General features: G+C 64.8%; 24 protein-coding genes and 1 tRNA gene. 17 read left to right on the plus strand and 8 right to left on the minus strand.

Annotation, left to right across the window (positions count from 1 at the left end; all coding sequences use genetic code 11):
- The first annotated feature begins 27 nt into the window (after positions 1-27).
- The 9 genes from ACZ92H_RS11095 (at position 28) to gabD (ending at position 9,354) form a co-directional block, all read left to right on the plus strand.
- Complete coding sequence (locus ACZ92H_RS11095) at positions 28-1,209, plus strand: XylR family transcriptional regulator (RefSeq protein ID WP_131374787.1); 1,182 nt, start codon at positions 28-30, stop codon at positions 1,207-1,209.
- The gene (locus ACZ92H_RS11100; protein ID WP_465049370.1) at positions 1,206-1,988 is read left to right on the plus strand and encodes an aldose epimerase family protein; all 783 of its coding nucleotides are present in this window, start codon (positions 1,206-1,208) and stop codon (positions 1,986-1,988) included. The genes ACZ92H_RS11095 and ACZ92H_RS11100 overlap by 4 nt, the downstream gene beginning before the upstream one ends.
- Before the next feature lie 82 nt (positions 1,989-2,070).
- Positions 2,071-3,084 (plus strand): 2-dehydro-3-deoxygalactonokinase, encoded by a 1,014-nt coding sequence (locus tag ACZ92H_RS11105; protein ID WP_131374783.1) that lies wholly within the window; start codon positions 2,071-2,073, stop codon positions 3,082-3,084.
- Positions 3,081-4,811, plus strand: coding sequence for an L-arabinonate dehydratase (araD, locus tag ACZ92H_RS11110; protein ID WP_465049371.1), 1,731 nt, complete (start codon positions 3,081-3,083; stop codon positions 4,809-4,811). Before ACZ92H_RS11105 ends, araD begins: the two co-directional genes overlap by 4 nt.
- 23 nt (positions 4,812-4,834) lie before the next feature.
- The gene (locus ACZ92H_RS11115; protein WP_465049372.1) at positions 4,835-5,728 is read left to right on the plus strand and encodes an SMP-30/gluconolactonase/LRE family protein; all 894 of its coding nucleotides are present in this window, start codon (positions 4,835-4,837) and stop codon (positions 5,726-5,728) included.
- Positions 5,729-5,740: 12 nt separating this feature from the next.
- The gene (locus tag ACZ92H_RS11120) at positions 5,741-6,406 is read left to right on the plus strand and encodes a bifunctional 2-keto-4-hydroxyglutarate aldolase/2-keto-3-deoxy-6-phosphogluconate aldolase (protein WP_465049373.1); all 666 of its coding nucleotides are present in this window, start codon (positions 5,741-5,743) and stop codon (positions 6,404-6,406) included.
- A 139-nt stretch (positions 6,407-6,545) separates the two neighbouring features.
- Positions 6,546-6,968: a CoA-binding protein gene (locus ACZ92H_RS11125; RefSeq protein ID WP_131374777.1), complete on the plus strand. Its 423-nt coding sequence runs from the start codon at positions 6,546-6,548 to the stop codon at positions 6,966-6,968.
- The gene (locus tag ACZ92H_RS11130; RefSeq protein WP_465049374.1) at positions 6,965-7,807 is read left to right on the plus strand and encodes a PPK2 family polyphosphate kinase; all 843 of its coding nucleotides are present in this window, start codon (positions 6,965-6,967) and stop codon (positions 7,805-7,807) included. The genes ACZ92H_RS11125 and ACZ92H_RS11130 overlap by 4 nt, the downstream gene beginning before the upstream one ends.
- A gap of 92 nt (positions 7,808-7,899) precedes the next feature.
- A complete protein-coding gene (gene gabD, locus ACZ92H_RS11135) occupies positions 7,900-9,354 on the plus strand; it encodes an NADP-dependent succinate-semialdehyde dehydrogenase (protein ID WP_465049375.1) in 1,455 nt (484 codons plus the stop codon).
- 140 nt (positions 9,355-9,494) lie between these two features.
- On the opposite strand, the gene ACZ92H_RS11140 is transcribed toward gabD, so the two are convergent.
- Positions 9,495-10,622, minus strand: coding sequence for an extracellular catalytic domain type 2 short-chain-length polyhydroxyalkanoate depolymerase (locus ACZ92H_RS11140; RefSeq protein WP_465049376.1), 1,128 nt, complete (start codon positions 10,620-10,622; stop codon positions 9,495-9,497).
- A gap of 182 nt (positions 10,623-10,804) precedes the next feature.
- Here ACZ92H_RS11140 and ACZ92H_RS11145 point away from each other — a divergent pair, with 182 nt between their 5' ends.
- Both ACZ92H_RS11145 and ACZ92H_RS11150 read left to right on the plus strand, forming a co-directional pair.
- Positions 10,805-11,401 (plus strand): glutathione peroxidase, encoded by a 597-nt coding sequence (locus ACZ92H_RS11145; protein WP_465049377.1) that lies wholly within the window; start codon positions 10,805-10,807, stop codon positions 11,399-11,401.
- A 127-nt stretch (positions 11,402-11,528) separates the two neighbouring features.
- Positions 11,529-11,888, plus strand: coding sequence for a DUF1428 domain-containing protein (locus ACZ92H_RS11150; protein WP_131374767.1), 360 nt, complete (start codon positions 11,529-11,531; stop codon positions 11,886-11,888).
- Positions 11,889-12,145: 257 nt separating this feature from the next.
- Here the strand turns inward: ACZ92H_RS11150 and pabB are convergent, their stop codons facing one another.
- The 3 genes from pabB to ACZ92H_RS11165 form a co-directional block, all read right to left on the minus strand.
- Positions 12,146-13,984, minus strand: a complete 1,839-nt coding sequence (gene pabB, locus ACZ92H_RS11155) for an aminodeoxychorismate synthase component I (RefSeq protein WP_465049378.1) — start codon at positions 13,982-13,984, stop codon at positions 12,146-12,148.
- Positions 13,985-14,005: 21 nt separating this feature from the next.
- Positions 14,006-14,581, minus strand: coding sequence for a nucleoid occlusion factor SlmA (gene slmA, locus ACZ92H_RS11160; RefSeq protein ID WP_086144344.1), 576 nt, complete (start codon positions 14,579-14,581; stop codon positions 14,006-14,008).
- Positions 14,582-14,684: 103 nt separating this feature from the next.
- The gene (locus tag ACZ92H_RS11165) at positions 14,685-15,419 is read right to left on the minus strand and encodes an HAD-IA family hydrolase (protein ID WP_465049379.1); all 735 of its coding nucleotides are present in this window, start codon (positions 15,417-15,419) and stop codon (positions 14,685-14,687) included.
- An 85-nt stretch (positions 15,420-15,504) separates the two neighbouring features.
- Here ACZ92H_RS11165 and ACZ92H_RS11170 point away from each other — a divergent pair, with 85 nt between their 5' ends.
- Positions 15,505-16,374, plus strand: a complete 870-nt coding sequence (locus ACZ92H_RS11170; protein ID WP_465049380.1) for a TraB/GumN family protein — start codon at positions 15,505-15,507, stop codon at positions 16,372-16,374.
- A gap of 274 nt (positions 16,375-16,648) precedes the next feature.
- On the opposite strand, the gene ACZ92H_RS11175 is transcribed toward ACZ92H_RS11170, so the two are convergent.
- A tRNA-Thr gene (locus ACZ92H_RS11175) sits at positions 16,649-16,723 on the minus strand.
- Positions 16,724-16,788: 65 nt separating this feature from the next.
- Positions 16,789-17,682 (minus strand): acetylglutamate kinase, encoded by an 894-nt coding sequence (gene argB / locus ACZ92H_RS11180; protein ID WP_010393729.1) that lies wholly within the window; start codon positions 17,680-17,682, stop codon positions 16,789-16,791.
- Positions 17,683-17,913: 231 nt separating this feature from the next.
- Between argB and ACZ92H_RS11185 the strand changes: the two genes are divergently transcribed.
- From ACZ92H_RS11185 to ACZ92H_RS11195, 3 genes are all read left to right on the plus strand, one after another.
- Positions 17,914-18,117, plus strand: coding sequence for a cysteine-rich CWC family protein (locus ACZ92H_RS11185; protein ID WP_465049381.1), 204 nt, complete (start codon positions 17,914-17,916; stop codon positions 18,115-18,117).
- Between the two features lie 96 nt (positions 18,118-18,213).
- On the plus strand, positions 18,214-21,267 hold the full coding sequence (locus ACZ92H_RS11190; protein WP_465049382.1) for a response regulator: 3,054 nt from the start codon (positions 18,214-18,216) through the stop codon (positions 21,265-21,267).
- 31 nt (positions 21,268-21,298) lie between these two features.
- Entirely contained in the window at positions 21,299-22,456 is a 1,158-nt protein-coding gene (locus ACZ92H_RS11195) for a response regulator (RefSeq protein WP_131374755.1), read from the plus strand.
- Here the strand turns inward: ACZ92H_RS11195 and ACZ92H_RS11200 are convergent.
- Both ACZ92H_RS11200 and ACZ92H_RS11205 read right to left on the minus strand, forming a co-directional pair.
- Entirely contained in the window at positions 22,453-23,739 is a 1,287-nt protein-coding gene (locus ACZ92H_RS11200; protein WP_465049383.1) for an extracellular catalytic domain type 1 short-chain-length polyhydroxyalkanoate depolymerase, read from the minus strand. The two genes, ACZ92H_RS11195 and ACZ92H_RS11200, sit on opposite strands and share 4 nt — an antisense overlap.
- Positions 23,740-23,793: 54 nt before the next feature.
- On the minus strand, positions 23,794-24,207 hold the full coding sequence (locus ACZ92H_RS11205; protein WP_034752801.1) for a CopG family transcriptional regulator: 414 nt from the start codon (positions 24,205-24,207) through the stop codon (positions 23,794-23,796).
- 279 nt (positions 24,208-24,486) lie between these two features.
- Between ACZ92H_RS11205 and ACZ92H_RS11210 the strand changes: the two genes are divergently transcribed.
- On the plus strand, positions 24,487-24,720 hold the full coding sequence (locus ACZ92H_RS11210; RefSeq protein ID WP_465049384.1) for a DUF1289 domain-containing protein: 234 nt from the start codon (positions 24,487-24,489) through the stop codon (positions 24,718-24,720).
- A gap of 9 nt (positions 24,721-24,729) precedes the next feature.
- Entirely contained in the window at positions 24,730-25,653 is a 924-nt protein-coding gene (locus ACZ92H_RS11215; protein ID WP_465049385.1) for an MBL fold metallo-hydrolase, read from the plus strand.
- The last annotated feature ends 44 nt before the right edge of the window (positions 25,654-25,697 follow it).

Consider the following 25,697-nt stretch of genomic DNA (forward strand, 5'->3'; position numbering starts at 1 on the left):
CGGCCGCCACATGGAGGAGACACCAGCATGAAGTTACCGACCGCGCACCGCATCGCGCTGCTGTTCAACGGCAACAAGATCTATGACCGCGACATCATCGCCGGCATCGCCGCCTACCTGAACACCACGCGCGTGTCGTGGGACCTGTTCCTGGAAGAGGATTTTCGCTGCCGCCTGCCCGGCATCGAGCGCTGGCAGGGCGACGGCATCATCGCCGATTTCGACGATCCCGCCGTGTGCGCGGCGCTGGCGCACAGCCGCGTGCCCGTGGTGGCCGTGGGCGGCTCGTATGCGCGCGAAGACGCCTACCCGGCCGGCATTCCCTACGTGGCCACCGATAACTTCAAGATCGTCAAGCTGGCTTATGACCACCTGGTGGAGGCGGGCCTGACGCGTTTCGCCTGTTTCAGCCTGCCCGAGGCGGACGTCAACCGCTGGGCGCAGGAGCGCGAAACGGCGTTTTGCGCGCTGATGCAGCGCGACCGCCTGCGCGCCGACGTGTACCGTGGCGTGGCTACCAGCGCGCCCTCGTGGGACGAAGCGGTGGAGCAGCAGATCGCCTGGTTGAACAGCCTGGAAAAACCCGTCGGCATCATTGCGGTGAGCGATGCGCGGGCGCGCCAGCTGCTGCAGGCCTGCATGCACGCGGGGATCGCCGTGCCGGAGCAAGTCGCCCTGATCGGCATCGACAACGACCCGCTGGCGCGCATGCTCACGCGCATACCCTTGAGTTCCGTGATCCAGGGCACCGAGGAAATGGGCCGCACGGCGGCGCACCTGCTGCACCAGATGCTCAACGGCGCGCGCCTGTCCGGCACGCGCATCCTGGTGCCGCCGGCGGGCCTGAACGTGCTCGCCTCCACGCGCCACCAGCCCTTCCAGCATCCGCAGGTGATGCAGGCGCGCCATTTCATCCGCCAGTACGCCTGCCAGGGCATCAAGACGGAGCAGGTGGCCGATTACGTGGGCGTGTCGCGCTCCTCGCTGGAAGCGCACTTCCGCCACGAGCTGGGACGCAGCGTGCACGACGAGATCCTGCATTTCAAGCTCGATGCGGCCAAGACCCTGCTGGCGCGCGAACCGGGCCAGGTGGCCGACGTGGCCGTGCGCTGCGGCTTTACCACGGTGCAGTACATGCACGCCGTCTTCAAGCGCGAACTCGGTTGCACGCCGCGCGAATTCCAGCAACGCAGCCGCCCGCCGTCATGACGATATTTACCTTGTACAACGCGCGCGGCATGCGCGTGGCGATCGATAGCCATGACGCCAGCCTGCAGGCCTGGTGGGCGCCCGACCGCTATGGCCGCATGGCCGACGTGCTGGCCGCCAGCGCGCCCCTGGCGCCATCGCTGGCGGGCTGGCAGGGCGGGATGCCGGATGAAGGCAGCTTGTTGCTGCACTTCTCGCGCGATGGGCTGTCGGCGCGCCTGCACTACCGCCTTGGCGACGATGGCAGCCTGCACCTCGTTTGCGAGGCCACGGCCGATGCCGTGTCGCGCCTGCGGCTTCCCGCGCCCTGGTTCAATCTGCAGGGCGGGAGCACCAGCGTGGCCGACCATGTGCTGTGCCTGGCTGCCGGCCGCTGCCGGCCCGCAGGGCGGTGGATGCAGGAGCCATGCGATGTGGCGGGCAGCGCCCTGGATTTTCGCCAGCCCGCGCCCATGGGCACCCGGCTGGGATGGCCTGCGCTGGCGGGGGCGCACGGATTCGATCACGATTTCTACTGCGCCGATGCCGGCCTGTCACGCGAGGCCGGCATGCAGGCGGCGCGCGTCGCCGATCCCGCATCGGGCCGGGTCTTGCGTGTTTCCACCACGCAGAACGGCTTGCATCTGCGCTCCGATGCGGGCGGTTTTTGCTGTGCCGCGCAGGCCCTGGAACTGCAGCCCGGACAATGCGCGCGGCTGGCGTTGAGCTACCGTTTGGGCGTGCAGGATATCGATGATTTTGACATATCCGAACCGGTATCAATGATGTTAAATAAGTGATTGGTCAGATATGCGGGGCAGTTCTACCATGAGGTAGTTTTTCCCCTTTTTTTTCTTTCTTACCGACGCTGCGAACCTGCCCATGAATATAGTCACCATCGATGCCGGCACCACCAATACGCGCACCCTCTTATGGCGGGACGGCGCCGTGCTGGCCCAGGCGCAGCAGGAAACGGGCGTGCGCAACACGGCCATCGATGGCCATAACGGCGCGCTGAAACAGGCGCTGCGCGAGACCATCGCCGCGGTGCTGGCCAGTGCCGGCATCGCGCCGGCGGAGGTGCACCTGGCGCTGGCATCGGGCATGATCAGCTCGCCCATGGGCTTGCAGGAAGTGCCGCATTTGCCGGCGCCGGCCGGACTGGCGCAGCTGGCGCAAGGCATGCAGGCGGTGGACGTGCCCGATGTGCTGGCGCAGCCCCTGTGGCTGATTCCCGGCGTGCGCAACCAGCACGGCGCCATCGGCCTGCATAACGTCGAGGCGATGGACATGATGCGCGGCGAAGAGACGGAAGTCATCGGCTTGCTGGAGCGGCTGCAGCTGCGCGGCGCGGCCACCATCATCGTGCCCGGCTCGCACACGAAACTGATCAGCGTGGACGAGCAGCGCCGCATCCTCGGCTGCAGCACCACCATCGCCGGCGAACTGCTGCAGGCGATCTCGCAGCATACCTTGATCAAGCAATCGGTCGAGGGCGGCTTTGCGCAGACGCTGGTGCCGAAGATGCTGCTGGCCGGCGCCGCCGCCGCGCAAAAAACGGGGCTGGCGCGCGCCTGCTTCAGCGTGCGCACCCTGGGCCAGTTCAGCGCCGTCGACTGCAATGAGCGGGCCAACTTCCTGATGGGCGCCGTGCTCAGTGGCGACTTGCTGGCGCTGCGCAACAGCACGGCCATCCAGATGCGTCCCGACACGCCGCTCGTCATTGCGGGCAAGCCCATGCTGCGCCAGGCGCTGTCGCTGCTGATCGAGGAACAGGGTTTCTTTTACGGCAAGCGCATCGTCGTCGACGATCGCCAGCAGGAGTATCTGGCCGGCCATGGCGCGCTGCTGATCGCCGCCGCGCGCGGCCTGATGGCCCGCCAGGAGGCAGCATGAGCGAATTGAAGGCTAAGCGTCCCTTGCGCTCGCAGGCATGGTTCGGCGGCGACGACAAGGACAGTTTCATTCACCGCAGCTGGATGAAGAACCAGGGCTATCCCAGCGACGCCTTCGATGGCCGTCCCGTGATCGGCATCTGCAATACCTGGTCCGAGCTGACGCCCTGCAATGGCCACTTCCGCGACCTGGCCGAGATGGTCAAGCGCGGCGTGCTGGAAGCGGGCGGTTTTCCCGTCGAGTTTCCCGTGATGTCGCTGGGCGAGACGAATCTGCGCCCCACGGCCATGCTGTTCCGTAACCTGGCCAGCATGGACGTGGAGGAATCGATCCGCGCCAACCCCATCGACGGCGTGGTGCTGCTGACGGGCTGCGACAAGACGACACCGGCGCTGCTGATGGGCGCGGCCAGCGTGGACCTGCCCACCATCGTGCTGTCCGGCGGCCCCATGCTGAACGGGAATTACCGCGGCCAGCCCATCGGCTCGGGCACGGATGTGTGGAAGTTTTCCGAGGACGTGCGTGCCGGCCGCATGACTTCAAACGAATTCAAGCAGGCCGAATCGTGCATGTCGCGTTCCGCCGGCCACTGCATGACCATGGGCACGGCGTCCACCATGGCCAGCATGGTCGAAGCGCTGGGCGTGACCTTGCCTGGCAACGCGGCCATCCCCGCCGTCGATGCGCGCCGCAAGCTGCAGGCGCAATTGACGGGCCGGCGCATCGTCGGCATGGTGCATGAAGACCTGAAATTGTCGCAGATACTGACCCGTGAAGCGTTTGAAAACGCCATCATGGTCAACGGCGCCATCGGCGGCTCGACCAATGCGGTGATCCATTTGCTGGCCATCGCCGGGCGCATCGGCGTGGACATGCGCCTGGGCGACTGGGACCGCCTGGGACGCGACATTCCGTGCCTGCTGAACCTGATGCCGTCGGGGCAGTACCTGATGGAAGATTTTTATTATGCGGGCGGCCTGCCCGTCATCCTGCGCGACTTGCTGGGCAAGCTGCATGGCGAGGCCTTGACGGTGACGGGCGCCACCCTGGCCGTCAACGTGGCGGAAGCGGAAAACTTCAACCCGCAAGTGATCACGCCGCTGGCCCGGCCATTCAAGGAAGAGGGCGGCATCGCCGTCCTGCATGGCAACCTGGCGCCGCGCGGCGCCGTCATCAAGCCGTCGGCCGCCACGCCCGCGCTGATGCAGCACCGCGGCCGCGCCGTCGTCTTCAACAGCATCGAGCACTATAAAAAACGCATCGACGATCCGGCACTCGATATCGATGCCAGCTGCGTGATGGTGCTGCAAAACTGCGGCCCGCAAGGTTATCCCGGCATGGCGGAAGTGGGCAACATGGGACTGCCGAAAAAACTGCTGGAGCAGGGCGTGCGCGACATGGTGCGCATCTCGGATGCGCGCATGAGCGGCACGGCCTACGGCACCGTGGTGCTGCACGTGGCGCCGGAAGCGGCCGTGGGCGGGCCGCTGGCCCTGGTGCGCGACGGCGACATGATCGAACTGGACGTGGAAGGCCGGCGTTTGCACCTGGACGTCGACGAGGCGGAACTGGCGCGCCGCCGCGCCGAGTGGACAGCGCCGCAGCCGGCCATGAAGGGCGGCTACCAGTCCATGTACATCAAGCACGTGACGCAAGCCGACGAAGGCGCGGACCTCGACTTTCTCGTCGGCTGCCGCGGCTCCGCAGTGCCGCGCGAATCGCATTGAACGAAAAATAAAAAGGAACAAAGATGGGGACACAGGCCCAATTACTGGTCGATGCGCAAAATTTCCTGGGCGAGGGCGTGCGCTGGTGCGAACGCAGCGGCCGGGTTTTCTGGACGAATATCGAAGGCTGCCAGCTGCATGCGCTGGCGCTGGCCACGGGAGCGCGCCAGACGTGGGACATGCCCGAACGCCTGGCCTGTTTCGCGCAGACGGACAGCGACGATATCCTGCTGCTGGGACTTGCCTCGGGCCTGGCGTGGTTTGACGCGCGCAGCGGCGCCGTCACGCCCTTGCACACGGTGGAGGGCGACCTGCCCATGACGCGCTTGAACGATGGCCGCTGCGACCGCCAGGGACGCTTTGTCTTCGGCACGCTCGATGAACGCCCGTGCCGCGACGCCATCGCCGGCTTTTACCGCCTCAACCTGGATCTGAGCCTGGAGCGCCTGCCGCTGCCGGCGATCGCCATTTCGAACAGCATCTGCTTCAGCGTCGATGGCACGGCCATGTATTTTTGCGACTCGATGAAAAAGGCCATTTACCGCTGGGACGATTACCTGGGGGGGGACGCCAGCAAGGTACGCGTCTTCGCCGTGCTCGATCCTGGCCCGGGCGCGGCCGATGGCGCCACCATCGATGCCCACGACCACCTGTGGAGCGCGCAGTGGGGCGCCGGCAAGGTGCTGCGCTTCGCGCCCGATGGCAGCGTCGAGCGCACGGTGCGCCTGCCCGTCTCGCAGCCCAGCTGCGTGAGCCTCGGTGGCGCTGCGTTTGACGAATTGTTCATCACCACGGCGCAGGAAAGCCTGGCGCCGGCGCAGCTGGCGGCCGAACCTTTGGCCGGTGGCCTGTTCCATGCGCGCCAGCCGGACGTGCGCGGCTTGCCGGAAGTGCGCTTCGGCGCCCTGCCGGCCTGAGAGGAGAAAAACATGGACAAGCACACGGTTTTCCAGGGCATCCTCGAACGGGGCATGGTGGGCATCGTGCGCGCCGGCACGCCCGAAGCGGCCTTGCAGATCGCCGAGGCGTGCATCGCCGGCGGCATCACGGCGCTGGAAGTGGCGTTCACCACGCCCGACACCCTGGGCGTGCTGCGCAGCCTGCGCGAACGCCATGGCCATGACGTGCTGCTGGGCGCGGGCACGGTGCTCGATGCCGAGACGGCGCGCGCGGCCATCCTGGCTGGCGCCCAGTTCATCATCTCGCCCGGCGTCAATGTGGAAACCATCGCCCTGTGCCGGCGCTACCAGGTGCTGGCCATGCCGGGGGCGATGACGCCGACGGAAATCGTCACGGCACTGCAGGCGGGCGCCGACATCGTCAAGGTCTTCCCGGCCGAGATGTTTGGCCCCGCCTACATCAAGGCCCTGCGCGCGCCGCTGCCGCAGGCGCCGTTGATGCCGACGGGGGGCGTGACGGTGGAAAACCTGGCGGAGTGGTTCGCCAGCGGCGCCGTGGCCGTGGGCATCGGCAGCAGCTTGAGTGGCCCGGGCGCCACGGGAGACTATGCCGCCGTGACGGCGCGCGCGCGGGCCTTCGTGGCGACGCTGGCGGCGCTGCGCTCTCAGAATAGCTTCGTTCCGAGAAAACCGTAGCAAGCGGATGTGAGTTGTGGCTGAGAAGCGCAACTGTGCGTGCGCACAGTGAGCACAGGAGGCCGCAAATCGCGCCGCGCAGCGGGCTTTTTCTGCTACGCTAGGCGGGCAATGTCGCACGCCTGACTACAGAAAAAACATGTCCAACATCGCCCGCATCCTGCAAGAGAGCCGCATCATCGCCATCGTCGGCATGTCCGACAAGCCGGAACGCGCCAGCCACGAGGTGGCCGGCTACCTGCTGCAGCATGGCTACCGCGTGCTGCCCGTCAATCCTGCCCTTGCGGGAAAAGAAGTGCTGGGCCAGCGCGCCTTTGCCACCCTGACGGAGGCGGCCGCCTTTGTCGCGCCCGCGCGCATCGACATCGTCGATTGCTTCCGCAAGTCCGAGGATATCCTGCCCATCGCCGAGGAAGCCATCGCCGTCAAGGCGGGCTGCCTGTGGCTGCAGCTGGAGGTCGTCAACGAGGCGGCGGCGCAGCTGGCGCGGGCGGCAGGACTCGAGGTGGTGATGGACCACTGCACGAAAATCGAGCACCGCAAGCTGGCGGTGGCGGCATGAAGGCGCGCACGCAATTCCGGGCTGGCAAGGGCTATGCGCTGGACGAGGATTTCGCCGGCAAGCGCCTGCTGGGCGCCGCCGCCAAGGCGGCCAACAAGAAGCTGACGGCGTCCCAGTGCAAGGCGCTGGACCGCGAGGAAACCGTGGCCCTGACGGCGCAGATCGCCGAGTGCCAGAGCATGCTGTACGCGCAGCACAAGAAAAAGGTCTTGCTGGTATTGCAGGGCATGGATACCTCGGGCAAGGACGGCACCGTCAAGGCGATCTTCAGCAATATCAACCCGATGGGCATCCGCGCCGTGGCCTTCAAGGGCCCGACGGATATCGAACTGGCGCACGACTACCTGTGGCGCGTGCACCAGCACGTGCCCGTGAAGGGCGAGATCGCCATCTTCAACCGCAGCCATTACGAGGATGTGCTGATCACGCGCGTGCAGGACATGATCGACAAGCCGGAATGCCAGCGCCGCTATGCGCAGATCCGCGATTTCGAGCGCATGCTGAGCGAAACGGGCACCGTCATCCTGAAAATCTTCCTGCACATTTCCAAGGACGAGCAGCGGGGACGGCTGCAGGAACGGCTCGATGATCCCGACCGTCAATGGAAGTTCGATCCCAACGATATCGCCCAGCGCAAGAAGTGGGACGCCTACCAGCGCGCCTATGAAACGGCGATCCGCGAGACGGATGCCGACCATGCGCCGTGGTATGTGGTGCCATCCAATTCCAAGACCCAGCGCAACCTGGTGGTGGCAACCCTGCTGCTGGAAACCCTGCAGGGCATGAAGCTCGCGTATCCGCCGCCGGACCCGAAGCTGTCGTCCTTCAAGGTCGAGTAAATCCGCGGGCGATTCGGCTGCCCGCCTGCGGAATCGGCCGCGCTGTGGCATAGTATCTCCCGTCGATAATTCAAACCAGACCGGAGATTCATATGCTGCAGTTGAAAGATCCTACCTTGTTGCGTCACCAGGCTTACCTGAATGGAGCCTGGGTCGATGCCGATGGTGGCCAGACGATTAATGTGAGCAATCCCGCCACGGGCGAGCATATCGGCACGGTGCCCCTGATGGGCGCGGCCGAGACGCGCCGCGCCATCGAGGCGGCCAATGCGGCCTGGCCCGCGTGGCGCAAGAAGACGGCCAAGGAGCGCGCCTCCGTGCTGCGCCGCTGGCACGACCTGATTCTGGAAAACGCCGACGACCTGGCGCTGATCATGACCACCGAGCAGGGCAAGCCCCTGCCGGAAGCGAAGGGCGAAGTGCAGTTTGGCGCTTCGTTCATCGAGTGGTTTGCCGAGGAAGGCAAGCGCGTCTCCGGCGACACCCTGCAGTCGCCATGGCCGGACCGCCGCATGGTCATCACCAAGGAACCGATCGGCGTGTGCGCCGCCATCACGCCGTGGAATTTCCCGGCCGCGATGATCACGCGCAAGGTAGGCCCGGCCCTGGCCGCCGGCTGCCCGATGGTCCTGAAACCCGCCGAAGCAACGCCGTTTTCCGCGCTGGCGCTGGCCGTGCTGGCCGAGCGCGCGGGCGTGCCTGCCGGTGTGTTCAGCATCGTCACGGGCGCGCCGAAGGACATCGGCGGCGAAATGACATCGAACCCCATCGTGCGCAAGCTGACGTTTACGGGCTCGACCCAGGTGGGCCGTCTGCTGGCCGAGCAATGCGCGCCGACGATCAAGAAACTGTCGCTGGAACTGGGCGGCAATGCGCCGTTCATCGTCTTTGACGACGCCGACCTGGACGCGGCCGTGGAAGGCGCCATCGCCTCGAAATACCGCAACGCGGGCCAGACCTGCGTCTGCGCCAACCGCCTGTACGTGCAGGACAGCGTGTATGAAGCGTTCGCCGAAAAACTGGTGGCGGCCGTGGCCAAGCTGAAGGTCGGCAATGGCATCGAGGCGGGCGTCACGCAAGGCCCGCTGATCGATGACAAGGCCGTCGCCAAGGTGGAAGAGCACGTGGCCGATGCACTGGGCAAGGGCGGCCGCCTGCTGGCCGGCGGCAAGCGCCATGCGCTGGGCAATGGCTTCTTCGAGCCGACCATCATCGCCGACGTGACGAACGACATGCGCGTGGCCACCGAAGAAACTTTCGGCCCGCTGGCGCCGCTGTTCCGCTTCAAGACGGACGAAGAAGTGATCGGCCTGGCCAACAACACGGAATTCGGCCTGGCTGCCTACTTCTATTCGCGCGACATCGGCCGCATCTGGCGCGTGGCCGAAGGCCTGGAAACGGGCATGGTCGGCGTCAACACGGGCCTGATCTCGAACGAGATCGCACCCTTCGGCGGCGTCAAGCAATCTGGCCTGGGCCGCGAAGGGTCGACCTACGGCATCGAGGACTACCTGGTCATCAAGTACATCTGCATGGGCGGTATCTAGGATGCTCGATTAAATCTGCTGCGCGGCGCGCTTTCCGGCCGGCGATGCCGGCTGTACTGGAGTACCGCTGCGCCTCTTCGCCAGATGGGGGCGCAGGGCCTGCCGCTCGCTACGATTTTCTCAAGCATCCGTTATGTCCGTTATCGACGGCTGTTGCGAACCGATCCTAACCTGTCCAGCATGCCCTTGACCGCCTGCATCTGCGTGCCGCTCCTGCGGTAGAAATCCGGGTCGATGGGGTTGATGCTGGTGTAGCCCCAGAAGTCCCAGCAGCCTTTCGGGTTGTAGGGGTAGATGGGGCTCGGCTCGGCCTGCGGGTACAGCACGATGATCTTGTTGGCATCGGCCACCTGGTTGTAGCCGGTGCTGGTGTAGAAGCGGTTGCCGATCGCCTGCGTCGTTTGCAGGCAGCCGTGGAATACCACGTGCACGCGGCAGCTCTCGCTGTCGCAGGCTTTCGGGATGTAGGCATAGCCCGTATTGTTCATGCTGGAATACGCTTCCTGGATGAAGCTGCGCTGGTTGAAGGAGATCACCTTGCCCGTCAGGGTGCCTGATGAAGGCAGCAGGTCCGGATACAGATGCTGCAGGATGTCGCGCGCCTGCGTGTAGTCGCAGTCATTGATGAACGGCGACTCCGTCACGGCGCACGGCTTGTCGGCGCTGCTGTCCGTCAGGATGGCGTGGCCCGCGCCGACATTGTCGATGAAGCGGATCTGCGCCGCCGGCGTGCCCGCCAGCAGATAGAACTGATTCACCTGTTCCACCACCGGCCGCGTCACGGTCCGGTCTTTCATCCCGCTGAACAAGTACACGCGCTGGCGCGTCAAATTGGCCGTATCGTCGATCCAATTGGCGCGCGCAAAGTCGTTCGCCGCGCGCAGCAATTCGCTGGCCACGGGCGGCGCTACTTGCGACTCGCCCGGGTTCATGCAGGTCGTCAGCGCGTTCGTCAGGTAGGGAATGTAGGGGAAGCGGCCCGGCTGGCCCGAGCAGAAGAACGGGCCGCCCGCGACGACGCCGGCGCCGGCGACGGTGGCCGAGTAGGCGACGGCAAACTGCGCCGCCATGAAGCCGCCCGAGGACAGGCCGGAAACCGTGGTCTGGCTCAGGTCTGCCTGGTAGCCGGGCAGGGCGGGGGCGTCCTTCGTCGCGGCGGGCTTGACGGCCTTGGCGGTCGTGGCGGCGTGCGCGCCGGCTGGCGCCAGGAGCAGCAGGCTGGCGGCCAGCAGGGCGGCGGGGAATGCGGTCAGGTGCGGGTAGGGCATGGCGACTCCACAGGGCAAGGAAAGGGGTAGGAAGGCCGAGCATAGGTAAAAAAACTGTGCGCTGGGCAAGTACTGCATCGTCCTTGATGTCGCTCAAGTAATCGCTGTTGTTGGCGCCCGCATACGCGCAGGCAGCGTTTGGCATAGAATGGTTTTTTTCTTTTTCGACCATGGTGCCCTTCATGTCCAAGACCCTTGCCCAGCTGTTCGCGCTGACCACCCTTGCCGCCAGTGCCAGCCTGGCCGTGCCGGCCCATGCCGCCGACGCCGCCCCCGGCGCGGCAGCGGTGCCGGCGGCCTGTCCCGCCATTCTGAAGCAGACCTTCAACCGCCTGCAAGACGAGACGCCGCAAAACCTGTGCCAGTACGCGGGCAAGGTCGTGCTGGTGGTGAATACGGCCAGTTATTGCGGTTTTACCAATCAATACGAGGGGCTGGAAGCGCTGTACGCCAAGTACGGCAGCAAGGGCCTGGTGGTGCTGGGCTTCCCGTCGAATGATTTCGGCAAGCAGGAGCCGGGCAATAGCAAGGAAATCGCCGATTTCTGCTACAACACGTATGGCGTGAAATTCCCCATGTTCGCCAAGTCGGTGGTTTCCGGCCCCACGCCGAACCCGCTGTATGTCGATTTGATCAAGCAGACGGGCAAGACGCCGGCCTGGAATTTCCATAAATACCTGATCGACCGCCACGGCAAGGTCGTGGAAAGCTTCCCCAGCAAGGTGACGCCGGACGACAAGAAACTCGTGGGCGCGGTGGAAAAGGCGCTGGCGATGTAACAGCAGAAGCAGGCGCGCGGGCCTGCTTTTTTTTAAGGCCGTGCTTGTCGTCTTGCCATGCTTGTCCTAAGCTGGTGGTTCGCGTTTGTCAAAAAAATTTGTCAAAACAACCATCAAGGAGACGATCATGGCGTATGTCGATGGATTTGTGGTGCCGGTGCCGAAAGCCAAGCTCGATGACTATCTGGCCATGTCGCGCAGTTGCGGCGCCGTCTGGCGCGAATACGGCGCGCTGGAGTTTCGCGAATGCGTGGGCGACGACGTCAAGCCGGGCAAGCTGACCTCGTTCCCGCAGGCGGTGGACTTGCAGGATGGCGAAGTGGTGGTGTTTTCCTGGATCGTGTACGAGTCGCGCGCCAGGCGCGATGAAATCAACGACAAGGTCATGAAGGACCCCCGCCTGGCCGACATGATGGATCCGGCCAAGCTGCCGTTTGATGGCAAGCGGATGATTTATGGCGGCTACGAAATGCGTATCGATGCCTAGCCGCTGAAACAGTCCATGGCAGCGTTGCAGTGCCTCGTCGCGCCGCTGCACTGCCTTCGGCAATGCGCCTTGCCCTGAACTGTTTCAGGAGTCCATGGCGGCGTTGCAGTGCCTCGTCGTGCCGCTGCACTGCCTTCGGCAATGCGCCTTGCCCTGAACTGTTTCAGGAGTCCATGGCGGCGTTGCAGTGCGTCGCCGTGCCGCTGCACTGCCTTCGGCAATGCGCCTTGACTTGAACGGTTTCGGCAGCTTCTGCTTTAAAGGATGAGCTGCGCCGGCAGCGCGCCGCGCAGGGCATTGCAGACGACGATGGCTTCCGCGCGTGCCAGCATGGCGCGCGTGATGATGGTTTCCTGCGCGTTCCAGACGGGATCGGCCAGCATGGCGGCGCGCTGCACGCCGGGCAGCAGGCCGCAGGACAGGGGCGGCGTGTGCCAGCGGCCATCGAGCCGCACGAATACATTGCTGCGCCCGCCTTCCGTCAATTCTCCCCGCTCGTTAAAGAACAGCATGTCGAAGCCGCCTTGCGCTTCGGCCGCGCGCCAGGCCGCGTCGTAGCGCGTGCGCACGCTGCTCTTGTGGCGCAGGAACAGGTCGTCCGCCGTGGTGGCGTCGGGCGCCAGCATGATTTTCACGGTCTCGGGCAAGGCCGTCAGGACGCCGCTTTGCACGCTGAACTGGCCGTCCTGGCGCAGCGCCAGGCGCAGGCGGAAAGGCGCATCATCGGGGCGTGCCGCGCAGGCCGCCCGCAGCGCGGCGCGGGCGGCGTCGGCATCCCACGCAAAACCGAAACAGGCGCTGGACGCGGCCAGGCGCGCCACATGGCGTTCCTGCTGGCGGCAGCCATCGGCGCGGCTGGCGCGCAGGGTTTCGAACAGTTCGAAGTCGTTCGTCAGGCCGGTCAGGAAGCGCGCCTTGAGCTGGCATTCGGCGAATTCTTCTTGCGGGTCGCTGTCCAGGACGATGCCGGCGCCCACGCCCATTTCGCCGCGCCGCATGCCGCCAGGGCCAGGCGGCTGCAAGGCCAGCGTGCGGATCGGCACGGACATGCAGAAGTCGCCGACTGGGTGGGCAGCGCCGGCGGCCGGCGGATCGAACCAGCCGATGGCGCCCGTATAGATGCCGCGCGGCGCCGGCTCCAGTTCGGCGATGATTTCCATGGTGCGGCGCTTTGGCGCGCCCGTGATCGAACCGCACGGATACAAGGCCTGGAAGATGTCCGCCAGGCCGGCATCATCGCGCAGGCGCGCCTGCACGGTGGAGGTCATTTGCAGCACGCTGCTGTAGCGCGTCACCTGGAACAGCGCCGGCACCTTGACGGAGCCCGTCACGGCGATGCGGCCGATGTCGTTGCGCAGCAGGTCGACGATCATCAGATTTTCCGCGCGGTTCTTCGGATCATGGGCCAGGGCGCTGGCGCGGCGCGCGTTCTCCTCGGCCTGTTCCGCAGGGGCGGCCGGCGCCGTGCCTTTCATGGGGCGCGCCGTCAGTTCGCCCTGTGCATGGCGCACGAACAGTTCGGGCGACAGCGACAGCAGGGCGCCGCCATCGGGCAGCATCACCAGCGCGCCATACGGCACGGGCTGGCGCGCGCGCAGCCGCGCATACAGGGCCAGCGGCGAGCCGAAGGCGTCGAAGCGCAAGCGGTAGGTGTAGTTGACCTGGTAGGTGTCGCCGGCCAGGATGTAGTCGTGGATGCGCTTGAGCGCTTGCGTAAATTTGGCCTGGTCGACATTTGCCGCGATGCCGGCCACGCCGGCCGGCGTCGCACTGGCCGGCGCGTGCTTTTCCAGCCACTGCGCCACCTCGTCCTGCGACAGCGGCGTGCAGTGCTCGAAGAGCAGCACCTGCGCCAGTGGCGGCGCGCCGGCCGCAGCCGCGCGCGGCGACATGGCCAGCAGGTGCGCCCCCAGTTCGTAGCTGCACACGCTGACGGCGTACTGGCCGCGATTTAAGGCCTCTTGCAGGTCTTCCAGCAAGGCGGGCCAGGCATCCCCCCCGGTGCACTGCAAGACCGCGGCCAGGCCCGTGTACAGGCGCGAACCGGCGCCGGGAGAGCTGGCGTCGTCGAGCAGGGCGAAACAGTCGGTAGGCATGGGGACAGCGACGGCGGTGATTTATCCCAGCAGCATGGCGATTTGCAGCGCCGCTTCCTGGGACGGATTGATCTTGAAGCCGCTCTTGGCGTAGCGGTGCCAGCGTCCGATGACGAAGCTGACGATCAGCGTGGCGCGCGCCGCCACTTCGCTTTCCTTGCCGTGGCCTTCGGCGGCGGCCACGCGCAAGGCCTGCTTGAGGGCCAGCTCCACGCGGTCGTAGAACTGGTTCATGCGCACTTGCAGGCGCTCGTCCTCATTCACCAGCGCGTCGCCGATCAGCACGCGCGTCATGCCCGGATTGCTGATGGCGAAGTTGAGCAGCATGCCGACGATGTCGCGCGTCTGCGTCATGCCATCGCTGTGCTTTTCCGCGATCTGGTTGATCAGGCCGAAGACGCTCGACTCGATGAATTCGATCAGCCCTTCGAACATTTGCGCCTTGCTGGCAAAATGGCGGTACAGGGCCGCTTCCGAGACGGCCAGTCTGGCGGCCAGTGCGGCGGTGGTGATCTTTTCGCCTTTCGGCTGCTCCAGCATTGCGGCGAGGGCCTGAAGAATTTGTAGCCTGCGTTGGCCCGGCGGTGTGCTTGCCATATTTTCTCTTGTCGTTAAAAAAAATGCTGCCTTGATGGGAAATTCCGTCACCGCCGCTAGCGGTGCGGCTTCCGCTGTCAAGCGGAGGCCCAGGAGTTCCCCTTCAACGCAGGCGGTGAAGGCGGCGTGCCAAATGCCGGACAGATTTTACTTTGACATCGACGTAAGCGGGGCGATTTAACGCCTTGGGCAGTTTTGCCACGCCGATCGGATCGGCCATTTTCAGGTACTGCGTGACCCAGGCCGTGCGCAAACCCAGCCTTTTTGCGCCCTTCAGGTTGGCCAGCGTATCTTCCACCAGGATGCAGCGGCCGGGCCGGATGCGATGCTTGCGCATCAGTTTGCGCAGCATCAGGGTCGATGGCTTGGGCCGCAGCTGGCGGTGCACATGCATCGCTTCGATGGCGACGTGGTGTGAAAAATGCTGGCGCAGTCCCAGGTGGCGCATCACGTCGCTCGAATAGCGCAGCGGCGCGTTGGTGAGTAAAATTTTACGGCCAGGCAGGCGTTTGAGTAAAGCCCCCAGTCCCCGCTCGGCGCGTATCATGGCGGGCAAATCGTCGAACGCGTGCGTCTCGTGCAGGAAATGCGCGGCCTGCACCTGGTGGTGCTTGACCATGCCCAGCAGGGTGGCGCCATAGCGGCGCCAGTAGGCCGCGCGCGCTGCATTGACGATGGCGTCGCCGGCCGGCGTCACGCCGTCGCCCAGCACGCGGGCAATATACGTGTTCATATTGGCCGTGATGGTGGGGAAGATGGCGTGCGAGGCATTGTGCAGCGTGTTGTCGAGGTCAAACAACCAGACCGGCGACGAGCGGTTAAGATGGGACACAGGCACAGGAGTCTTTACTAGCTAGATGAAAAATTCAACAATCAGGAAAACCATGCGACGCCAGATTATAGTGATGTTTTGCGGATTATTCTTGCTGCCGTTGCAGGCGGCCCGCGCCGAAGCGCCGCCCGTGGCACAAAACCGGGGCGCCCTGTTCAAGGTGCAGGACGCCAGCCACACCCTGTATTTGTTCGGCACCATCCACGTGGGCTCCCCTGATTTTTACCCGCTCGAGCCGACGGTGACGCGGGCACTGGAGGGCGCCGGCGCGCTGGCGCTGGAGATCGACCCGGGCGCCGATCCGCGCGCGGCCGTGCGCGCCGTGCTGAAATATGGCATGGAGGCGCCGGGCAGCAAGGTGCCGGACGACTGCCGTCAGACCCTGGCGCCGCGCCTCGCGCCGCTGCTGAAAAAATATGGCATGGCGCCCGAAGCGGTGGCGCCGATGAAGCCGTGGATGCTGGCCAGCGTGCTGGCCATCGGCGAATTTTCCACGCTGGGCTACCGCTCGGAGCTGGCCGTGGACAGCTATCTGTCGCAGCAGGCCAAGGCACGCAAGATCCCCGTGGTGGAACTGGAATCGATGGAAGGCCAGATGGCGTTGTTTGGCGCGATGACGCCGGCGGACCAGTGCCGCTTCCTGGAAGACGGCGTGGTCTCGATCGAAGATGAGGAGCAAAGCCAGGAAGCGCGCGAGATCGCCGACGCCTGGCGCACGGCCGACGCGGCCGCCTTCGAGAAGCTGGCGGCCAAGGCGGCGACAGACCCCTCGTTCGCCGCGCAATTCGTGCAAAAAGTGCTGCTCGACGGCCGCAATCCCGCCCTGGCCGACGGCATCGCCCGCCTGCTGGCGCGCGAAAAACACAGCCTGGCCGCCATCGGCGTGCTGCACCTGATGGGAACGAAAAGCGTCCCGGATTTGTTGCGCCAGAAGGGCTTGAAGGTCGAGCGGGTGTATTAAGTTTGGAAAACCGGCAGCAAGGATGCCCTAGCTTAGCCGCGTAAAGCACGCGGCTAAGCAGATGAAAAGTGCTCAGGGCAAGGCGGACTGACGAAGACAGTCCGCAAGTACGGCGAGGAAGGACAACGCCGCCATGGGCATTTTTACTATGGGAGATGACGGCAGAGTAGATGAAAAGTGTTCAGGGCAAGGCGTCGAGCCGAAGACAGGACGCATGGTCGGCGAGGCGAGACAACGCGGCCATGGACATTTTTCAGATACGGGGATAAATCGATGGTGCCCTTGACGTGGATCGAACACGTGGCCTCTCCCTTACCAAGGGAGTGCTCTACCACTGAGCTACAAGGGCAAATTAAAAGCGGCGCCAGGTGATCTGCGCCGCCAAACTGCTCGCCGTGATGCATGGCGATTTTTTTAGTGCGAACGGATCATAGTACCAAAAGCTTGCTCGGTCAACACTTCCAGCAATAATGAGTGTTCGATGCGGCCATCGATGATGTGCACCGTGTTCACGCCGGACTTGGCGGCGTCGAGCGCGGACGAGATCTTGGGCAGCATGCCGCCCGAGATCGTGCCATCGGCAAACATCTCGTCGATTTCGCGTGCCGACAGGTCGGTCACCAGGTTGCCCTGCTTGTCCTGGACGCCGGCGATGTTGGTCATCATGATCAGCTTTTCCGCCTTCAGGATTTCCGCGATCTTCCCCGCTACCACGTCAGCGTTGATGTTGTAGGCCTGGCCATCCTGGCCGAAACCGATCGGCGAGATGATGGGAATGAAGGCGTCGTCCTGCAGCGCCTTGACGACGGCCGGGTTGATCGCGTCGATCTCGCCGACGAAGCCGATGTCGAGGAATTCGCCCGGATGTTCGCGGTCCGGCATCTGCATCTTGCGCGCGCGGATCAAGCCGCCATCCTTGCCCGTCAGGCCGACGGCCTGGCCACCGTAATGGTTGATCAGCATGACGATATCCTGCTGCACTTCGCCGCCCAGCACCCATTCCACCACTTCCATGGTTTCTTCATCGGTGATGCGCATGCCTTGCACGAAAGTGCCTTGCTTGCCGATCTTTTTCAGCGCGTTGTCGATTTGCGGTCCGCCGCCGTGGACCACGACAGGATTCATGCCGACCAACTTGAGCAGGATGACGTCGCGCGCGAAGCCGTGCTTCAGGCGCTCGTCCGTCATGGCATTGCCACCGTATTTGATGACGATGGTCTTGCCGTGGAAATTGCGGATGTATGGCAGGGCCTCGGCCAGAATCTGCGCCTTGATTTGCGGCGACACCGCCGTCAAGTCGTCATTCATGTCCAGGTTCAAGTTAGCTAGTTGATTCATGGCGAGTCCGGAAAATAGATTTGTGCGATTTTACAGGGAAGAAGAAAATCCTGGAGGCATTATAGGGCGATCTTGTTGTATTTTCCCTGATGATCCTATAGTCTGGCCCGATATGTCCGCCAGCCAGCCCTTTTACCCCCAGTTACATGTGCGTCAACCGCAATTGCGCTATGTCACACACTTGCCAATTCACACACAGCCATGAGCCAGTGCAGCCGCTGCGGCGCCACCTTCCAGTGCGGCCAGCTTGACCCGGACGCCAGCGCGCCGTGCTGGTGCGTGGCCCTGCCGCCGGCCGTTCCCGTGCCCGGCAGCGCCGATTCGGGGTGCTGGTGCCCCGCGTGTCTGCAAACCCATATCGCCCGCTTGACGCCTCCTGAAAAAGCCCCGACACCGGCCGGCTAGGCGCTTTGCCGCGTCATTCCTTTGCAAAAGACCTTGCATTTTGTAGGGGAATAGGCTCAGACTGCCGTTTTTAAGAATTTCTGATAGGAAACTGTCATGCGTTTCAGGGATATCCGGATCGGCGTGCGCATCAACGCGGGCTACGCCATGCTGATCGTGCTGATGCTGGTCGTCATCGTGCTGTCGGGCAGCCGCATCTATGCGATCCGCGCCGAGACGGACAATATCCTGCAGCGCGACTGGGTCGCCGCCAAGGCCACCAGCAAGATCCACGGCCTGGCCCGCGAGGCGGCCACGCGCATCGCCAGCCTGCCGGAGCAGCACAAGCTGGCGCTGCGCCAGGCGAACCAGGAACGCCTGGAAGCGATCAAGCGAGGCATCGATGAGCAGGTCCGCATCCTCGACGGCCTGAAGGCGCGTGCCGAGGAGCGCCGCCTGCTGGAGCAGATGCACCGCGCGCGTGCCGACTATTACGCGTCGCTGCAGGCGCTGTTCGCACTGCTCGGGCAGGGCGATGCCGCGGGCGCCGGGCAGGCCATGCAGACGCAAACCTTGCCCGTGCTGGAAAAGGTGCTGCTGTACGTGGGACAGCTTGACGACCTGCAGCAGCAGCAGATCCGCGACAGCGCTGCCCGGATACGCAATGACATCGATACCTCGCTGACCCTGATGGGCGGCATCGGCCTGGCGGCACTGCTGGTCGGGCTGGCGTTTGCCTGGTCGGCGCGCTCGATCACGCGGCCCCTGGGCGAGGCGGTGGCGATCGCCACGCGCGTGGCCAATGGCGACTTCAGCTCCGCCATCGAAGTGACGTCGCGCGACGAGACGGGCGAATTGATGCAGGCGCTGAAAAACATGAGCACCAGCCTGGCCGTCGAGCAGGACCTGCGCCATGCCGTCGAGGTGGCCGAGGACGCGACCAAGATGAAGTCCGACTTCCTGGCCAATATGTCGCATGAAATCCGCACGCCGATGAACGGCATCATCGGCATGACCCACCTGGCGCTGCAGACGGAGCTGACGCCGACCCAGCGCAACTACCTGGAGAAGGTGGAATCGGCATCGAAGAACCTGCTGGCCATCATCGACGACATCCTCGACTTCTCGAAGATCGAGGCGGGCAAGATGGCCTTTGAAAAGGTCGATTTTTTCCTCGAAGACGTGCTGGCGCAGATCGCCGACCTGTCCGTGATGCGGGCCCAGGACAAGGGACTCGAACTGCTGTTCGACGTCGCGCCCGACGTGCCCAATGCCTTGCAGGGCGACCCGCTGCGCCTGGGCCAGGTGCTGATCAATCTCACCAACAACGCCATCAAGTTTACGGAGAAGGGCGAGATCGTCGTCACCATCCGCCTGCAGCAGCGCGAGGAACATGCGGCCGTCCTGCGCGTCGCGGTGCGCGACACGGGCATCGGCCTGACGCCGGCCCAGCGCAGCAAATTGTTCCAGGCGTTTACGCAGGCCGATACCTCCACCACGCGCCACCATGGCGGCACGGGGCTGGGGCTGACCATCAGCAAGCGCCTGGTGGAAATGATGGAAGGCGAGATCGACCTGGAAAGTGAAGCGGGCGTGGGCAGCACCTTCTTTTTCACGGCCCGTTTCGGCCTGGCCGCCGTGCCGCGCGACAGCCTGCCGCAAACGCAGTATCAGCAGCAGTTCAAGGGCCTGCGCGTGCTGGTGGTCGACGACAACCCCAGCGCGCGCGAGATCTTCGTCAGCATGCTGACGGCGCTGGGCTTTGAAGCCCGCGCCGTGTATGGCGGCGTGCTGGCCATCGGCGCGGTGGCGCAGGCGCGCGCCGAAGGGCGTCCGTATGGCTTGCTGCTGATGGACTGGAAAATGCCGGACATGAACGGCCTCGATACCCTGGCCGCCATCCGCGCCGATGGCGCCGGCATCGACGCGGTACCGGCCTGCATCATGGTCACCGCCTTTCACCGCGAAGCGCTGCTGGAGGCGGCGCGCCGGCGCGAGCTGCCGCTCGATGGCGTGTTGAGCAAGCCGGTCAGCGCCTCGACCCTGCTCGATCAGATTGCGTTCGTGTTTGGCGGCGTCACGGGCCAGAGCCGCAAGACCCGGCGCCAGAGCAGCTACCGCGACGACGAGCGGGCCTTGCGCGGCGCCTGGCTGCTGCTGGTGGAAGATAACGAAGTCAATCAGGAAGTGGCGCAGCATATCCTCAACGATGCGGGCATCCGCGTGGACATCGCCGGCAATGGCGCCATCGCGCTGGCGAAAATCGCGGAAAACGCCTATGACGGCGTGCTGATGGATTGCCAGATGCCGGTGATGGATGGCTACCAGGCGACGCGCAAGCTGCGCCAGGACCCGCGCTTTTCGAATTTGCCCGTCATTGCCATGACGGCCAATGCCATGGTGGGCGACAAGGAAAAATGCCTGGACGCCGGCATGAACGATTTCATCGCCAAGCCGATCGACGTGGCCCAGCTGTTCGGTACCCTGGCACGCTGGATCAATCCGGCCGCGCCGCAGGCGATGCGCGTGAAGCAGACGCCGCCGGAGGTGGAACTGCCCCTGGTCGCGGGCCTGAAAATGACGGAAGCCATGCGCCGCGTGGGCGGGAATGCCGCATTGATGCGAAAATTGCTGGAGCGTTTCGTGGAGACCCAGTTCGATGCCACGCTGCGCATCATCAGCGCCATCGAGAACAACCAGCTGGACACGGCCATCCGCGAAGCGCATACGCTGAAGGGACTTGCCGGCAATATCGGCGCCGGCGGACTGGCCGACGGCGCCGCGCGGGTCGAGCATCTGCTCAGCCTTGGATCGCACGACGGCTTGCCGCAGGCGCTCGCCGCCTGCGCCCAGGCGCTCGACGAACTGGTGCCAAAGATCGTGCTGGCCATGCAGTCGCGCGCCGGCGCGGCCGAGGCGGGCGCCGGCGTGGTGGCAGTGGCGCCGGTGGACAGGGCGCAGCTGCAAACAGGCTTGCGCGAACTGTCCCTGCTGCTGCAGCAGGACGACGCCCAGGCCGTCAAGCACCTGGACGGCATCGGCCCCATGCTGGTCGCGGCAGGGCAGGCCGAACATGCGCGCCAGTTGAAGCGCATGCTGGGACAATACGATTTTGAAGGCGCGCTGGCGCAGCTGGGCGAAGTGGCCAAGGCGCTGGAAATGACACTGTGACAAGGATAACTATGCAGAGCGAGAGAAGGGCATGACGGCGCCGGCAAGCAAGCCAACCATACTGGTGGTCGATGATACGCCGGACAATATCGACCTGCTGCGTGCCGTGCTGGAAGGCGAGTACCGCACCAAGATCGCCGTCAATGGCGAGCGCGCCCTGAAGATCGCCGCCGGCAACGACCAGCCCGACCTGATCCTGCTGGACATCATGATGCCGGGCATGAGCGGCTACGACGTGTGCCGCGCGCTCAAGGCCAGTCCCGCCACGGCCGCCATTCCCGTGATTTTCGTCACGGCCATGAGCGAAGTGGCCGACGAGCAGCTGGGCCTGGCCCTGGGCGCCGTCGACTACATCACCAAGCCGATCTCGGCACCCATCGTGCTGGCGCGCATCAAGACGCAGCTGGCGATGAAGCAGATGCAGGATTTCTTGCGCGACCAGAACCAGTACCTGGAAACGGAAGTGGAGCGCCGGGTGCAGGAAGTCAAGGCACTGCAGGACGTCACCATCCACGCCATGGCGTCATTGGCCGAAACGCGCGACAGCGAGACGGGCAACCATATCCGCCGCACGTCGCATTACCTGAAGGCGCTGGCGGAAAAAGTGCGCGACTTGCCGCGCTTCCGCGATTTTTTGACGGACAAGAATATCGAGCTGCTGTTCAAGACGGCGCCCCTGCACGACATCGGCAAGGTGGGCATCCCCGACCATATCCTGCTCAAGCCGGGCCGCTTCGAGCCGCATGAAATGGCCATCATGAAGACGCATACGACCCTGGGACGCGACGCCATCCTGGCGGCCGAGCACGAGCTGGGCATCGAGGTGGATTTTTTGAAGTATGCCAAGGAGATCGCCTACAGCCACCACGAGAAATGGGATGGCACGGGCTACCCGCAGGGGCTGGCGGGCGAAGCCATCCCGATCTCGGCGCGCCTGATGGCGCTGGCCGACGTGTACGATGCCCTGATCAGCCGGCGCATCTACAAGCAGGGCATGGACCATGCGCAGGCCGTGCAGATCATCAGCGAAGGGCGCGGCTCGCATTTCGACGCCGAGATCGTCGACGCCTTTTTGCAGATCCAGGACCAGTTCATCGCCATCTCCAACCGCTACGCCGACGGCGTATGCGAGATCGCCGACAAGCAGCGGCAGGTGGCGCCTTTCGTCGGCGGCGCCAGCAATCCTTAACTGACCGTCTTGAAGAAGCGCAGCATCTCGCGGCTGGCGTCCGGGCCCTTGCCGTCGGTATAACTGCCGCTGTCGCTGCCGCCCGACCACGCATGGCCGGCGCCGTGGATGACCCAGTATTCCCCCAGCGGCGAGCCGTCGGCCTGGCTGTGCGTGGTGCGCGTATAGCGGTGGCCATTCGGCACGCTGCCATCGATGGAGGCCGCCTTGGCGGCCTTGCCGCCCGCCTGGCTGCGCACGCCCTGGGCGATCAGTTCATCGCCATTTCGCAGGTTGACGGTGTTGTCGCGGTCGCCATGGAAGACGATGATGGGCACGCCGCCTGCGGGCGCCTGGCGTTTCGGATTGGGCATGGCGCCGCCCTTCATGGCCGCCAGCGCCGACGGCAAGTCCTGCGCCGAGGCGAAGGGCAAGCCCGAATGCACGCCGACGGCGGCAAACAGTTCCGGGTACAGGGTGCCGACGATGACGGCCATGGCGCCGCCCGCCGACAGGCCGGCGACGAACACTTCGCGTTCATTGACGGGATATTCGTCGATGACTTGCTGGGCGATGCCGGCGATCAGCGACGGTTCTCCCTGGTCGCGCTGCTGGTCGAGCGCATTGAACCAGTTCCAGCAGCGCGAGCTGTTGGCGCCCTGCGTCTGCGCCGGGTAGACAACAAAGCACTCCTTTTCTTCGGCCAGCGCGTTCATCTGCGTGCCGGCGGCGAAATCGTCGGGATTCTGCGTGCAGCCGTGCAGCATGACGATCAGCGGCATGGCCTGGCCATGGTAGCTGCTGGGGATATACAGTTTATAGGCGCGCGTGCCCGCATGGTTGCGGTACACGCCGTCAATGAATTGCGCGCCGGCCGGCACGTCCACCGGCGTGGTGCCCGGCGTATTGAAGCCGGGCGGGTGGAAGTTCGGCAGTTCGAAGCTGGGCATGTCGAAGCTGTGCTGGCCCAGGCCGGCCGGCACGCCCAGGCGCGCCATGAAATCCTGCGCGAATTCCTGCGCCGCCTGCGCGGGCGTCGAAGGTGCTGCAGGCGCGGCGGGGGCCTCCTGCGCGGCGGCCGGTTGCGGCCGCGCGCCCGCCGGTGGTGGCGGTGGTGGCGCGGGCGGCGGATTGATGTCGCGCATCGGCTGCTGTGGCGCCGGCTGCGGCGTGGCGGCCGGCGGCGCCAGGCCGGCGGCGGACAGCGCCTGCTGGATGGCTTCGGTGGCGGCGGCAGGACCGCTGCCCATCAGATTGCGGGTTGCGGCGCGCATGTGCGCCAACATGTCTTGAGCTAGTTTCATGACCATCCTTAACGGTGCCGCGCAACGGCCGGGTCATTGCCGCAAACCGGTGCGCTAGTGAATTCGCCCTGCAAGCGCCGTCTTGACGACGGTGCTGGCGTGCAGGGCACCTAATACGAAGATCGACTCGATGGTGGCCAGGGCCAGTTCCACGGAGACGTCGCTGGCGATGCTGGCCAGTCCCAGCACCTGTATCTGCAGGCGCTGGCCGGCTGCCTGGATCGCTTCCAGGTCGGCGCGCGAATAATGCTGCATGCCCAGTACCAGGCTTTTGCGGGCGACGGTTTGTTTCACCACGTCGGCGTGGGTGCCCAGCTGGTTGCGGATGGCCGTACGGATCAGATCCGTGCGGTTGGAATAAAATCCTTCCTGGACCAGCAGATCGATCTGCCCCAGGTCGATCAAGCCCAGATTGATCGTGATTTTTTCTGATTCCCCAATTTTGGGCTTGCTATCTTGCTTGGCCATATGTCTCCATAAACTCCCTGTGGCATCCAATTGCCATCTGTATGGATGGTAGTATAGGTCTGAAAAACATCAAGTCAAGCAGGATTTGGCCTGACAAGGCTGTAGGACGGGCACCCGCAGAATGAAAACGCGGCACAAAATAAATGTGCAGACATTGCCTTTCTGATCATGTTTTGCATGAAAAATTATCGCGGTAGAAACATTGTCCAGGGAAGCCATCGCCGCGTCCGCATGGTTTCGCGGCATAATGCAAGCCTGTCCATTTACCGGTGCCGCTCCATGATGGCCGCTACGCCCCCTCCGCCCGCCGTTCCGCCCTCCTTGCCGTCGCCCGTGCCCTCGCCGTGCGTCAGCCTGTGCAAGATGAACCGCAACAGCGGCTTGTGCGAAGGCTGCTTGCGCACGCTCGACGAAATCATCGCCTGGAGCAAGGCCGACGACGACTTCAAGCGCGCCGTCTGGGCCGCATTGCCGGGGCGCGAATCGCTGCTCGACTTCGAGCCCGACTACTGAGGAAAGCCCATGCCGCGATCGCCAGCACTGTTCCCCGATGCGATGCAGGTGTTCGAACGCGGCTGGCTGTCGTCGAATAACATCCTGTTCCTGGGCCGGGACGACACGGCGCTGATCGACAGCGGCTATGTGACCCACGCGCCGCAAACGCTGGCCCTGCTGCGCCACAGCCTGGCCGGCCGCCCGCTGGACCGGCTGTTCAACACCCACCTGCATTCCGACCATTGCGGCGGCAACGCGCTGCTGCAGGCCGCATACGGCTGCCATACGGCCATTCCCGCGACGGAAGCGGACAAGGTGCGCGCCTGGGATGTCGAGGCCCTCAGCTTCCAGGCCACGGGCCAGCAATGCCCGCGCTTCGGCTTTGACGCCACCCTGGCTCCCGGCGACATGCTGACGCTGGGCGACATGGCCTGGCAGGCGCTGGGCGCGCCCGGCCACGACCCCCATTCGCTGATCTTTTATTGTGCCGGTGAAGGCATCCTGATCTCGGCCGACGCCCTGTGGGAAAACGGCTTTGGCGTGATCTTCCCCGAACTCGATGGCGGCTCGGGCTTTCTGGAGGCGCGCGCCACCCTGGACCTGATCGCCAGCCTCGACGTGCGCGTGGTCATCCCCGGCCACGGGCGGCCGTTCGAGGATGCCGCCGGCGCCCTGCAGCGCGCGTATTCGCGCCTCGATTATCTGGCGTCCGATCCCGTGCGCAATGCGCAGAACGCCGTGAAAGTGCTGCTGAAGTTCCTGCTGCTGGAACGCCGGCGCATCGCCATCGCCGAGGTGCCGGCACTGTTGCGCGGCATGCCCATCTTCGAAGAGGCCAACCGGCGCTTCCTGCGCCAGGAAGCGGCCGCGCTGGCCGAGTGGGCGATTGCGCAACTGGTCAGGGCGGTGGCGGCGCGGGTCGAGGGTGAGTACTTGCTCAACGATGGCTGACGCGATGCCAGATTAAATTCAGCACGATCGTACTTTTTCTGCAC

The sequence above is a fragment of the Janthinobacterium foliorum genome, from assembly GCF_978021625.1.

What these genes read in the sequence shown, in the direction of transcription:
- argB (WP_010393729.1), bottom strand. Translation starts at nt 17,682, where the DNA reads ATGAATGACGACTTGACGGCGGTGTCGCCGCAAATCAAGGCGCAGATT.
- ACZ92H_RS11200 (WP_465049383.1), bottom strand. Translation starts at nt 23,739, where the DNA reads ATGAAACTAGCTCAAGACATGTTGGCGCACATGCGCGCCGCAACCCGC.
- ACZ92H_RS11215 (WP_465049385.1), top strand. Translation starts at nt 24,730, where the DNA reads ATGCCGCGATCGCCAGCACTGTTCCCCGATGCGATGCAGGTGTTCGAA.
- slmA (WP_086144344.1), bottom strand. Translation starts at nt 14,581, where the DNA reads ATGGCAAGCACACCGCCGGGCCAACGCAGGCTACAAATTCTTCAGGCC.
- ACZ92H_RS11100 (WP_465049370.1), top strand. Translation starts at nt 1,206, where the DNA reads ATGACGATATTTACCTTGTACAACGCGCGCGGCATGCGCGTGGCGATC.
- gabD (WP_465049375.1), top strand. Translation starts at nt 7,900, where the DNA reads ATGCTGCAGTTGAAAGATCCTACCTTGTTGCGTCACCAGGCTTACCTG.
- ACZ92H_RS11210 (WP_465049384.1), top strand. Translation starts at nt 24,487, where the DNA reads ATGATGGCCGCTACGCCCCCTCCGCCCGCCGTTCCGCCCTCCTTGCCG.
- ACZ92H_RS11150 (WP_131374767.1), top strand. Translation starts at nt 11,529, where the DNA reads ATGGCGTATGTCGATGGATTTGTGGTGCCGGTGCCGAAAGCCAAGCTC.
- ACZ92H_RS11105 (WP_131374783.1), top strand. Translation starts at nt 2,071, where the DNA reads ATGAATATAGTCACCATCGATGCCGGCACCACCAATACGCGCACCCTC.
- ACZ92H_RS11130 (WP_465049374.1), top strand. Translation starts at nt 6,965, where the DNA reads ATGAAGGCGCGCACGCAATTCCGGGCTGGCAAGGGCTATGCGCTGGAC.
- araD (WP_465049371.1), top strand. Translation starts at nt 3,081, where the DNA reads ATGAGCGAATTGAAGGCTAAGCGTCCCTTGCGCTCGCAGGCATGGTTC.
- ACZ92H_RS11095 (WP_131374787.1), top strand. Translation starts at nt 28, where the DNA reads ATGAAGTTACCGACCGCGCACCGCATCGCGCTGCTGTTCAACGGCAAC.
- ACZ92H_RS11190 (WP_465049382.1), top strand. Translation starts at nt 18,214, where the DNA reads ATGCGTTTCAGGGATATCCGGATCGGCGTGCGCATCAACGCGGGCTAC.
- ACZ92H_RS11125 (WP_131374777.1), top strand. Translation starts at nt 6,546, where the DNA reads ATGTCCAACATCGCCCGCATCCTGCAAGAGAGCCGCATCATCGCCATC.
- ACZ92H_RS11145 (WP_465049377.1), top strand. Translation starts at nt 10,805, where the DNA reads ATGTCCAAGACCCTTGCCCAGCTGTTCGCGCTGACCACCCTTGCCGCC.
- ACZ92H_RS11205 (WP_034752801.1), bottom strand. Translation starts at nt 24,207, where the DNA reads ATGGCCAAGCAAGATAGCAAGCCCAAAATTGGGGAATCAGAAAAAATC.
- ACZ92H_RS11140 (WP_465049376.1), bottom strand. Translation starts at nt 10,622, where the DNA reads ATGCCCTACCCGCACCTGACCGCATTCCCCGCCGCCCTGCTGGCCGCC.
- ACZ92H_RS11195 (WP_131374755.1), top strand. Translation starts at nt 21,299, where the DNA reads ATGACGGCGCCGGCAAGCAAGCCAACCATACTGGTGGTCGATGATACG.
- ACZ92H_RS11115 (WP_465049372.1), top strand. Translation starts at nt 4,835, where the DNA reads ATGGGGACACAGGCCCAATTACTGGTCGATGCGCAAAATTTCCTGGGC.
- ACZ92H_RS11120 (WP_465049373.1), top strand. Translation starts at nt 5,741, where the DNA reads ATGGACAAGCACACGGTTTTCCAGGGCATCCTCGAACGGGGCATGGTG.
- pabB (WP_465049378.1), bottom strand. Translation starts at nt 13,984, where the DNA reads ATGCCTACCGACTGTTTCGCCCTGCTCGACGACGCCAGCTCTCCCGGC.
- ACZ92H_RS11185 (WP_465049381.1), top strand. Translation starts at nt 17,914, where the DNA reads ATGAGCCAGTGCAGCCGCTGCGGCGCCACCTTCCAGTGCGGCCAGCTT.